The organism is Mesorhizobium sp. M0615 (genome assembly GCF_040320805.1).
GTDB lineage: Bacteria > Pseudomonadota > Alphaproteobacteria > Rhizobiales > Rhizobiaceae > Mesorhizobium.
The window spans coordinates 169,489-180,000 of the sequence record NZ_JAMYQI010000008.1 but is presented as its reverse complement, the minus strand read 5'-3'; the positions used below and the strand labels follow the sequence as shown (position 1 = coordinate 180,000).

Genomic DNA, 10,512 nt, shown 5'->3' with positions numbered 1-10,512 from the left:
GCCGGCAACGGCACCATCGAAAAGGCCGGCTGGGCCGGCGGCTACGGCAAACAGATCATCATCCGCCATGCCAATGGCTACGAGACCTCCTACAATCACCAGAGCGCCTTTGCCAAAGGCATCGAACCGGGCGTTCATGTCCGCCAGGGCCAGACCATCGGCTTCCTCGGTCAGACCGGCCTCTCCACTGGTCCGCATCTTCACTACGAGCTGATCGTCAACGGCACCAAGGTCGACCCGATGCGCGTGCGCCTGCCGGTCGGCAAGGTGCTGAAGGGCGACGACCTGGTCGCTTTCAAGCGCGAGCGCGAGCGCATCGATGAACTGCTCAAGCAGGAAGACAGCAATCCGCTGAAGGTCGCGAGCGCCAAGATCGAAGGCTAATGCATGTCGCCAAGAAGTGTGCCGCGGTTCTGGGACAAGGACATGCGTCAAAACAAACACTTAAAGCGCGTCGTATGAATCCGTTTCAGCGCGACGCGCTTTTAAGCCGTCACACTCGACGCCGGCGAATCATAATCGCCCCATCAGAGCATTCCGAATCGGGTCGGCTCCGAATCAGGTCGACTGCTTCTCTTCGGCTCGTGACCAAGGCAGCTTTTGCCCCGAAACGGTGGCCCAGGAGATAACAGCGGCAAGCAGGCAAAGCACGGCCGTCACTGTCGACACGGCCGCGAACGCCGAATCGCTGGCGGCGCGCCGTGTTACATCAAGGTCTGGCGCCAGGCCGGCCAATGCCGGTTCGCCGAATCCCGGAATGCCCGGCCTGACGCCGGTATCGAGCATCGTCGAATAGACCCAGGCCGCGAGCGAGCCCATCGCCGCCACAGCAATCAGCCCGCCAATGCGCGAAACCGCATTGTTGATGCCGGAAGCGGCGCCGGTATCCTTGTCCTCGACCGCGGTCATGACCGCCGTCGACAGCGGCGACACCACCAGCGCCATGCCGAGCCCCATCACCGCCATCAGCGGAAAGATACCGGTCCAGAAATTGTGCATGCCGGCATGAGTGAGCAAAGCCAGACCGGCAAAGGCGATGGCGACCACCAGGCAGCCGCTGGCGATCGGAAAACGCGGACCGATGCGATCCGACCACCGGCCGACGAGACCCGACAGCAGCGCGATCGACGCCGACAGCGGCAGGAAGATGAAACCGACCTCTTTGGTGCTCAGCCCCCATCCGGCGATCAACAGCATCGGCAGGTAGAACAGATTGGCCGACAGGGCGAAATACAGGAAGAAGGTGGCGAGGTTGGCGCCGGCGAAGGCGCCGATCCGAAACAGCTTGAGATCGATCATCGGCTCGCGCTGCCGAAGCTCGAAGACGATGAAGATGATAAGCAGCACGGCGCCTGCGGCGATGCTCGGCCCCGACATCAGCCCGCTGCCTTCGGCGCTCATCGAGGTCAGTCCGTAGGCAAGCGCCCCGAAGGCAAGCGTGGCGAGAGCGGCGCCGCCGAGATCGAGGCTTCGCTTCTCCGTCGGCGCGTCGGCGGGAATCTTGGCCAGCAGGAGATAGATCGAGATCAGCCCGAGCGGCAGGTTGACGGCGAAGATCGCCCGCCAGATACCGCCGCCAAAGGCCGACAGGACGAAGCCACCGAGCACTGGACCGAGCGCCGTCGTCAGCGCCGAGGCGGCGGCCCAGATGCCGATCGCCCGGCCGCGCTCCTTCTTCGGATAGCCCTTGGCGATGATGGCGAGGCTGCCCGGCACCATGATCGCCGCACCAAGGCCCTGAATGGCGCGAAAGGCGATGAGCACCAGCGCATTCGGCGCCACCGCGCAGGCCAGCGAAGCGACGATGAACAACGCAATGCCGGCAACGAAGGCGCGCCTGAGGCCAAACCGGTCGCCGGCGGCGCCGCCGGCCAGAATCAGTGCCGACAGCGTCAGCGCATAGGCGTTGGAAATCCACTGGACCTCGGCCAGGCTGGCGCCGAGGTCGACGCGCATTGCCGGCATGGCAATGGCCAGGATCGACCCGTCGATGAAGCCGAGCGCTGACGCAAGGATCGCCGCAACCAGCACGAACTTGCGCTGCGACTGCGGGCAAAATGTACCGTTGGAAAGCGACCTGGTCAGGGGAACGGCTGCGGCTTCGCTCGGAGACTTCATCAGCGCCTGCTTAGACTTGTTGCGGGCCGGCAACAACCAGCCAGCGCCCTGCGCTCATGAATCCAGCTTAGATGTCGGCCTGCCTTATGGACAGGCCGACATCACTGCGCTGGAGCGCTCACTTGCTCCGCAACATCATCGGCCGAGGGACCGCCGACGAACTCGACCGTGACTCCCGGCGACACCAGCTTGGCCAGTTCACGCGCATCCCAGTTGGTCAGGCGCACGCAGCCATGGCTTTCGGTCTTACCGATCTTGGAGGGATCGGGCGTGCCGTGAATGCCATAGGTCGGCTTGTCCAGCGCGATCCACACCGAGCCGACCGGGCCGTTCGGACCCGGCGGGATGGTCAGGATCTTGTCGTTCTGGCCCTGCTTGAAATTGATGCTGGGGTTGTAGGTGTAGTTCGGATCGAGCGCGACGCGCGACACCGTATGAGTGCCGGTCGGCGAGGGCGTGTCGGCTGAACCAATGGTGGCCGGATAGGCCGCGACCAGCTTGCCACCGGCGTCATAGGCGAACACCTGCTTCTTGTCCTTGTCGGCGACGATGCGGGCAACCGGCGTCGCCACCAGCCTGCCGAAATTGGCGACCTTGATGATGGTGCCGGGACGGCTGAAGTCGGCCTCGGGATTGAGCCCCTTCAGGTAGTTCTCGTCCATGTGGAAGCGTTCGGCCAAGGCTTCGGTGACGGAGGTGTAAGCCATGCGGTCGAGCTGTGCCTTCTGGCTGTAATCTTCCGGTATCGAGGCGACGTAAGGGCCGGCCGCGTCTTCGGGCGTGATCGTATAATTGGCGAAAGCATCGCCACCGGTTTGCGCCAGCGCAGCCTGGATGCCGACGGCGTCGGTCGAGCGCAGATTGCTGCCGGTGATCTGGTTGTAGGCGGCAAGCGCCTTGTCGACATTGGAGCCGAAGCGCCCGTCGACGACGCCGGGTGAAGCGCCGGCGCGGTCGAGCAGCACCTGCAAGGCGGCTACATCCTGGCGTGCGCCGAGTGAAAGCGAGGGATCGACCACGGTCTTGCCACCGGCTTTCGGCGGCAGCGCGGCCTGGCCGGCGGGCGCCGCCGGTTCGGCGGGATCGATAGAGGCTTCGTTCAGCGGCTGGCGCTTGACGGGCCGCGGTTCAGCGGATTTCGGCGCTTCCGGATAGGTGTCTCTGTCATTGGCATCATCCTGCGGAGCGGCCCCCAGGAATCTGTCGCTTTCAGGATCGTATTCATCAATCGGCGGGCCGGGGATTCGTCCCTGATCGTCCAGTTGCCTGCGGCGGAAACGCGCCATGTCTTCGGGATCGTCGAGATAGTAGCGGTCGTCGTCTTCGACCGGTGCGCGTCCAAGCTCACGTGCCCGCATTTCCCGGCGCAGCGCGCGGCGGTCGAGCCTGGTCTGCGGCGGCTGGATGGCGATGACCTTGCCGGTCTCGGCATCGACGATGACGCGGTTGCCCCTGGCGTCGTAATAGATGTCGAGATTGCCGTCCTGGGCAAGCACAATGCCGCCGCTATCGGCGGCGCGGACGGCCGGCAGTGCGTTGTCCAAAGTCGGCGATGCCATGGCGCTGGACGTGAGCGGCCCGGCGGCGAGCACCGAAAAGGCAAGGATCGTGCGGAACATGGTGGTCAAACTCTCCGGTACTTACAGCGCCGCGCGTCCGTTTGGACGCGCAAAGGACGCTGTAACACTTCATGTCTGCGCATGATCCTTTCCGAAAATCGAATTTCGATTTTCGGGGTCATGCGTAATTGCCGCCGCCCGGCAGTGTTCCCACCAGAACGTTCTCGCCACCGTTTGGATGCGCAAGGAACGCCCTGATCGTCAAAAGCCTGCAGGCAAACCCCTTCGCCAGCAAACCACAACATAAGCTTTCCAACATGAACCGGGCATGAAGATGGCGGATTACTGGTTGCTACAGGCCCAATTCCTTGCGCGTCTGCTTCGTCAGCTTGAGGACGACGAGGCGGTGGCTTTCGCCGAGATAGTCCTTCAGCGCATCATCATCCATGCTCTGGCTTGTCTGACGCTGGATCCATTTCATGCCGCGCGAGGCGAGATAGGGCGCAGGCCGGCAGCCGGGCTGATCCTTCAGCACGTCATAAGCCATTTCAGAGCATTTGAAGGTGACGAAGACGCCACCCTCCCGGTCATGGCCGGCGATGGTGAAGACCTTGCCACCGACTTTCCAGACATCGGCACCGCCCCACTGCACGACGTGCGTCGTCTGCGGCAGCGAGGCGCAGAAGCTGTTGTAGTCGTCCAGCGTCATCTGCACCCCCGTCAAAGGATTGTTGTTTCACAAGAAAATGCCGCGCGTCCGGTCGGACGCGCGGCGTTGGATCAGGCTGCCGCGTCGGTCGGCACCACAGTGGGCCTGGACCGGAAATTCAACCGGTCGGAGCCGGCGGTGACCTTGACGGTCGAGCCGTCGAGGATCTCGCCAAGCAGGATTTTTTCCGCCAGCGGATCTTGCAGGTCCTTCTGCATCACCCGCTTCAGCGGCCGCGCGCCATAGGCCGGGTCGTAGCCCTTCGCCGCCAGCCAGTCGATCGATTCCTGGTCGAGCGACAGTGTGATCTTGCGGTCGACGAGCAGGCTTTCCAGCCGCTTGAGCTGGATCTCGACGATGCGGCCCATATCCTGCCGGCGCAGCCGGTGGAACAGGATCACCTCGTCGACGCGGTTGAGGAACTCCGGCCTGAACGAGGCTCTCACCACGCTCATAACCTCGTCGCGCACGGCATCGACGTCCTGCTCTTCGCCGAGATTGACCAGATATTCGGCGCCGAGGTTCGACGTCATGACGATCAGCGTGTTGCGGAAGTCGACCGTGCGGCCCTGCCCGTCGGTCAGCCGCCCGTCGTCGAGCACCTGCAACAGCACGTTGAAGACATCCGGATGCGCCTTCTCGATCTCGTCGAACAGCACGACCTGATAGGGCCGGCGCCGCACCGCTTCGGTCAGCGCGCCGCCTTCCTCATAGCCGACATAGCCGGGAGGCGCTCCGATCAGCCGGGCGACCGAGTGTTTCTCCATGTATTCCGACATGTCGATGCGCACCATGGCGCTCTCGTCGTCGAACAGGAAATTGGCCAGCGCCTTGGTCAGTTCGGTCTTGCCGACGCCGGTCGGTCCGAGGAACATGAACGAGCCGATCGGCCGGTTCGGATCCTGCAGCCCGGCCCGGGCACGACGCACGGCCTTGGACACCGCCTGTACCGCTTCGCCCTGGCCGACGACTCGCTTGCCGATCTCGTCTTCCATGCGCAGCAGCTTGTCGCGCTCGCCCTGCAGCATCTTGTCGACCGGAATGCCGGTCCAACGCGACACGATATGGGCGACGTGGTCGGGCGTGACCACCTCTTCGACCATCCCGGCCTTGCCGTCCTGGGCTTCGGCTTCCTTCAGCTTCTTTTCCAGTTCCGGGATCTTGCCATAGGCAAGCTCGCCGGCGCGCTGGAATTCACCCTTGCGCTGGGCAATGGCGAGGTCGTTGCGGGCCGCGTCGAGCTGCTTCTTGAGGTCAGCGGCGAGGCCAAGCTTCTGCTTCTCCGACTGCCATTTGGCGGTGATCTCGGTCGATTCCTCCTCAAGGCCGACGAGTTCCTTTTCGAGACGCGCGAGCCGGTCCTTTGACGCCTCGTCCTTCTCGACCTTCAGTGCCTCGCGCTCGATCTTGAGCTGCATGATGCGGCGATCGATCTCGTCCAGCGCCTCGGGCTTGGAATCGACCTGCATCCTCAGCCGCGACGCGGCTTCGTCGACAAGGTCGATCGCCTTGTCCGGCAGGAAACGGTCGGCGATGTAGCGGTTTGACAAGGTCGCCGCCGCGACCAGCGCCGAATCCGAGATGCGCACCTTGTGGTGCTGCTCGTACTTCTCCTTGAGGCCACGCAGGATCGACACAGTATCTTCCACCGACGGCTCGTTGACGAAGACCGGCTGGAACCGGCGGGCAAGGGCCGCGTCCTTCTCGACATGCTTCCTGTACTCATCGAGCGTGGTTGCGCCGACGCAGTGCAGTTCGCCGCGCGCCAGCGCCGGCTTCAACAGGTTCGAAGCGTCCATGGCGCCATCGGCCTTGCCGGCGCCGACCAGCGTGTGCATCTCGTCGATGAACAGGATGATGCCGCCGGCCGCCGAGGTGACTTCGTTAAGCACGGCCTTCAGCCGCTCCTCGAACTCGCCGCGATATTTGGCGCCGGCAATCAGCGCGCCCATGTCGAGCGCCATCAACTGCTTGTCCTTCAGCGATTCCGGCACGTCGCCATTGACGATGCGCAGCGCCAGGCCTTCGGCGATCGCCGTCTTGCCGACGCCCGGCTCGCCGATCAGCACCGGGTTGTTCTTGGTACGCCGCGACAGCACCTGGATGGTGCGGCGGATCTCGTCGTCACGGCCAATCACAGGGTCGAGCTTGCCGGCGCGGGCATCGGCGGTGAGGTCGCGCGCGTATTTCTTCAGCGCGTCATAGCCCTGCTCGGCGCTCGCCGAATCGGCGGTACGGCCCTTGCGGACGTCGTTGATCACCTGGTTCAGCGCCTGCGCTGTGACGCCGGCCTTGGACAGGATATCGGCCGTCTTGGCCGACTTCTCCATCGCCAACGCCTGCAGCAGTCGCTCGACCGTGACAAAACTGTCGCCGGCTTTCTTGGCCAATTCCTCGGCGGTCGAAAACACCTTGGCCAGCGGCTGCGCCAGATAAAGCTGGCCGTTGCCGCCTTCCACCTTGGGCATGGCCTCAAGGGCGGTCTCGACGCCGAGCTTGACGTCGCGCACGTTGCCGCCGGCGCGCTCTATCAGCGAGGCGGCCAGCCCCTCATCGTCATCGACGAGGACCTTCAGCATATGTTCGGGAGTGAATTGCTGGTGATTGCGCGAGAGCGCCATGGTCTGGGCGGACTGAATGAATCCGCGGACGCGCTCGGAGTATTTCTCGAGGTTCATATCTGTCTCCTTCCATCACCGGCCCGCTTTGCGGCACCGGATCAGATTGCGGTGACGGACCCGCTCATCCGAGCCGGGTCCAGTTCACGCCAGATATGGGGCGCAAGCCATTGCCGCTCAAGACGTCCGGCTGATGATATTGCATGGCCGAGCAAACGAAAACGGCGGAGATTTCTCTCCGCCGTTTCATCGACTTATGTCTTGTGGGTCAGTTGTTGGCGTCGACGGCGAACGGGTCGCCGGCAGGGCTTTCGGCCGGCGCCGCATCAACCACGTCAACAGCGGCAGCGGTCTCGCCAGCGCCATCCACCACCTGGCCACCACCAGACTGTTCGTCACCGACCTGATCGGCATTGTTGCGCGGGCGGCGCGGACGCCGCGGGCGACGGGCAGCGCCGCTCTCGGCGGCTGCCTCATTGAGTTCGGCCCGGGCGGCAAGAGCCGCTGGCGACAGGTTTTCGTACAGCGGCGCCGACTCGGAGAAACCGCTCTCGGCTTCGGGCTCAACCGCGGAAACGGTTTCCGCCTGTGCCGGGGTTTCGGTGAAGCGCTGCTGGTCGCCGCGCTGGCCGTTCTGCTCGCCACGCTGGGCAAAGTCGCCACGCTGGTCGTTCTGGCCATAGCCGCCATTGGGGCGGCGGTCACGGTTGCGGCCATTGTTGTCGCGGCCGTTATTGTTGCGGCCATTATTGTCACGGCCACTGTTGTTCTCGCGGCCGTTTTCCTGGCCGTATGCGAGTTCGGCCGGCGTGCCCTCAATCGTCGGTTGCGGACCGTTGCCGTGGTTGGCCATCGGCGCTTGCGTCTCGCCGCCATTGCCGCTGCCGGCATTGTCAAAATCGTCGCGATCTTCATCGTCGTCGAATTCGTCGCGGTTCTGCGGGGCATTCTGGATCGGCATCTGCGCCTGTGCGGCGGCAATGATGCGGTTGTAGTGCTCGGCGTGCTGGAGGTAATTTTCCGCCATAACCCGGTCGCCGGAGCTCTGCGCATCACGGGCCAGAGTGGCGTATTTTTCGGCGATCTGCTGAGCCGATCCACGGATTTTCACGTCCGGGCCGTTGCTCTCGTAGTTCCGCGTCAGGGGATTTGGGCCCTTGCGGTTGTTGTTGTTGTTATTGTTGTTGCCACCGCCGCCACCATTGTTGTTGCGACCGCGCATGCGCCTGTTCTGCTGTTGTGGCCTCATAAGACTCTCTTCATTTTGAAATTTTCGAAAAACGTTTCGCGAACGGAGGCGCTCATGCAGCCAGCCGTTTCGTTTCTTCACCGGCGTTCGCCCGCATCAATTGCGTTGGCGCCACGTGTCATCCTGTTCCGGTTACATCACTTGCCGGACGATTCCCGCACGAAGCTTGGGCGTCGTTTGCGCAAGAAGGCAGCTATTTCCAAGGAAAACCGAATCGCTAAGAGCACTGCCTGCTTCGTCTCATCCGGTTAGGGCGGACCCTAGCCGCATTCCCCGGCATTGCCAAGCGCTATTTTGCACTGCGTCAAGGCTTTCCCTGTTCAAACATAAGAACCCTGTCGTTTCCGCCAAGATCGACAAATGCCCCGGCCAGCCTGTAGCCGGCTGCCGCGAATATGTCTTTGACCTCATTGCGCTGCGTGTGGCCGATCTCGACCGCTATCTTGCCTTCTGCTTCCAGAAACTTTGCCGCCTCGGCGGCGATGATCCTGTAGGGGCCAAGACCGTCCACACCGCCATCAAGGGCTCTGTGCGGATCGAAATCGCGGACCTCGTCCTGCAGATTTCCAATGTCTCCAGACGATATATAGGGAGGGTTTGCGGCAATTACATGGTATCGGCCCGAAACTTTTTCGAACCAGTCAGACTGCAGCCCCACGAACCGGCCGGCGAGTCCGAGTTGCTCGGCATTGCGTATCGCGGTTGCCAGCGCGTCTTGTGAAATATCGACCCCGGTGGCGGTCGCGGCCGGAACCGCGCTGAGCAGCGCCAGCGCAATCGCGCCGGTACCGGTGCCGAGATCGAGGATACGGCATTCCCCCAGCCTTTCGGCCGTCGCGCCGGCAAAAGGCAGGATCGCCTCGACCAGCGTTTCGGTGTCCGGCCGCGGCTCCAGCGTTTCCGGCGACAGCGACAGCCGCAGGCCGTAAAACTCGCGAAACCCGAGGATGCGGTGAACCGGTTCGCCGGCCATGCGGCGCTGCAGAGCAGCGCCGATTGCGGCAACCGCACCCGCATCGACCGTCCGTTGCGGGTCGGCGATCGCCTGCGTACGGTCCGTGCGGGAAAAATGCTCGACGATAAGCCTGGCATCCAGCGCCGGGTCGGAAAGGCCGGCCGCGGCAAGCCGCTCCCGCGCCACCCGCAACAACGGCCCGAGCGCGCCGGGCAACATGTCAGCCATCGAGGCCAATATCGGCGAGCAGCTTCGACTGATGGTCGGCGATCAGCGCATTGATGACCTCATCGAGCTCGCCCATCATCACCCGGTCGAGCTTGTAGAGCGTCAGGTTGATACGATGGTCGGTAAGGCGGCCCTGCGGGAAGTTGTAGGTGCGGATGCGCTCCGAACGGTCGCCCGAACCAACCTGCGATTTGCGTGACTCCGAGCGCTCCTCGTCCGCCTTGCTGCGCTCGAGGTCGTAAAGCCGCGCACGCAGAATCTGCATGGCTTTCGCCCGGTTCTGATGCTGCGACTTCTCCGCCTGCACCACCATGATGCCGGTCGGCAAATGGGTGATGCGCACCGCAGAATCGGTGGTGTTGACGTGCTGGCCGCCCGAACCCGAGGCGCGCATCGTGTCGATACGGATGTCTTCGGCGCGGATGTCGATGTCGACCTCTTCGGCCTCCGGCAGTACGGCAACCGTCGCCGCCGAAGTGTGGATGCGCCCGCTGGCCTCGGTCGCCGGCACGCGCTGCACGCGGTGCACGCCGGATTCGAATTTCAGATGGGCAAAGACGCCCCTACCGGAAATGGTGGCGATGATTTCCTTGAAGCCGCCGGCATCGCCGTCGCTGGCCGACACCGTCTCGAAGCGCCAGCCGCGTTCGGCGGCATAGCGCTCATACATGCGAAAAAGGTCGCCGGCGAACAATGCCGCCTCGTCGCCGCCGGTGCCGGCGCGGATTTCAAGGATGGCGTTCTTGTCGTCGGCCGCATCCTTGGGCAACAGCAGGATCTGGATGTCCTTTTGCAGCTGTTCGATACGCTCTTCGACGCCGGGCAGATCTGCCTCCGCCAGGGCCCGCATCTCGGCATCGGTGCCCTTGTCGGCAAGCATCGCCTCGAGGTCGGCTTGCTCGCGCTCGACTGAGCGCAGTTCCCTGACCTTGGCCACCATGTCCTGCAACTCGGCATATTCGGAGGCCATCTTCACATAGGCATCGGCCGCCGGGCCGGCCGACATCTGCGCTTCGAGCATCTCGAAGCGCTTGACGACCTGATCCATACGCTCGCGGGGAAGATTGACCATGGCT

8 protein-coding genes (1 of these 8 only partly in view) are annotated in these 10,512 nt (G+C 63.5%); 1 reads left to right on the top strand and 7 read right to left on the bottom strand.

The genetic code is table 11. The features are described from left to right. Nucleotides 1–384, top strand: the end of a protein-coding gene (locus tag NKI46_RS16060; RefSeq protein WP_352746923.1) for a M23 family metallopeptidase. It extends 1,587 nt beyond the left edge of the window; the window shows 384 of its 1,971 coding nt (coding positions 1,588–1,971); its start codon lies off the left edge, out of view; its stop codon occupies nucleotides 382–384. A gap of 174 nt (nucleotides 385–558) precedes the next feature. Here NKI46_RS16060 and NKI46_RS16055 read toward each other — a convergent pair whose 3' ends face one another. From NKI46_RS16055 to prfA, 7 genes are all read right to left on the bottom strand, one after another. Then, nucleotides 559–2,118: an MFS transporter gene (locus NKI46_RS16055; RefSeq protein WP_352746920.1), complete on the bottom strand. Its 1,560-nt coding sequence runs from the start codon at nucleotides 2,116–2,118 to the stop codon at nucleotides 559–561. A 101-nt stretch (nucleotides 2,119–2,219) separates the two neighbouring features. Next, on the bottom strand, nucleotides 2,220–3,737 hold the full coding sequence (locus tag NKI46_RS16050) for a L,D-transpeptidase family protein (protein WP_352746917.1): 1,518 nt from the start codon (nucleotides 3,735–3,737) through the stop codon (nucleotides 2,220–2,222). A 292-nt stretch (nucleotides 3,738–4,029) separates the two neighbouring features. Further along, nucleotides 4,030–4,386 carry an MmcQ/YjbR family DNA-binding protein gene (locus NKI46_RS16045; RefSeq protein WP_023685771.1) on the bottom strand — a complete coding sequence of 119 codons (357 nt, stop codon included), beginning with the start codon at nucleotides 4,384–4,386 and terminating at the stop codon, nucleotides 4,030–4,032. A 71-nt stretch (nucleotides 4,387–4,457) separates the two neighbouring features. Beyond that, nucleotides 4,458–7,064 carry an ATP-dependent chaperone ClpB gene (gene clpB, locus NKI46_RS16040; RefSeq protein WP_023685772.1) on the bottom strand — a complete coding sequence of 869 codons (2,607 nt, stop codon included), beginning with the start codon at nucleotides 7,062–7,064 and terminating at the stop codon, nucleotides 4,458–4,460. A gap of 208 nt (nucleotides 7,065–7,272) precedes the next feature. Further along, nucleotides 7,273–8,253, bottom strand: coding sequence for a DUF4167 domain-containing protein (locus tag NKI46_RS16035; RefSeq protein ID WP_352746913.1), 981 nt, complete (start codon nucleotides 8,251–8,253; stop codon nucleotides 7,273–7,275). A 304-nt stretch (nucleotides 8,254–8,557) separates the two neighbouring features. Further along, nucleotides 8,558–9,436, bottom strand: coding sequence for a peptide chain release factor N(5)-glutamine methyltransferase (prmC, locus tag NKI46_RS16030; protein ID WP_352746910.1), 879 nt, complete (start codon nucleotides 9,434–9,436; stop codon nucleotides 8,558–8,560). Then, on the bottom strand, nucleotides 9,429–10,508 hold the full coding sequence (gene prfA / locus NKI46_RS16025; RefSeq protein ID WP_352746907.1) for a peptide chain release factor 1: 1,080 nt from the start codon (nucleotides 10,506–10,508) through the stop codon (nucleotides 9,429–9,431). Before prfA ends, prmC begins: the two co-directional genes overlap by 8 nt. Nucleotides 10,509–10,512 lie beyond the last annotated feature (4 nt).

Excerpts from the sequence above, each read along its gene's own strand:
- NKI46_RS16055 (WP_352746920.1), bottom strand. The coding sequence starts at position 2,118 with ATGAAGTCTCCGAGCGAAGCCGCAGCCGTTCCCCTGACCAGGTCGCTT.
- NKI46_RS16050 (WP_352746917.1), bottom strand. The coding sequence starts at position 3,737 with ATGTTCCGCACGATCCTTGCCTTTTCGGTGCTCGCCGCCGGGCCGCTC.
- NKI46_RS16045 (WP_023685771.1), bottom strand. The coding sequence starts at position 4,386 with ATGACGCTGGACGACTACAACAGCTTCTGCGCCTCGCTGCCGCAGACG.
- clpB (WP_023685772.1), bottom strand. The coding sequence starts at position 7,064 with ATGAACCTCGAGAAATACTCCGAGCGCGTCCGCGGATTCATTCAGTCC.
- NKI46_RS16035 (WP_352746913.1), bottom strand. The coding sequence starts at position 8,253 with ATGAGGCCACAACAGCAGAACAGGCGCATGCGCGGTCGCAACAACAAT.
- prmC (WP_352746910.1), bottom strand. The coding sequence starts at position 9,436 with ATGGCTGACATGTTGCCCGGCGCGCTCGGGCCGTTGTTGCGGGTGGCG.
- prfA (WP_352746907.1), bottom strand. The coding sequence starts at position 10,508 with ATGGTCAATCTTCCCCGCGAGCGTATGGATCAGGTCGTCAAGCGCTTC.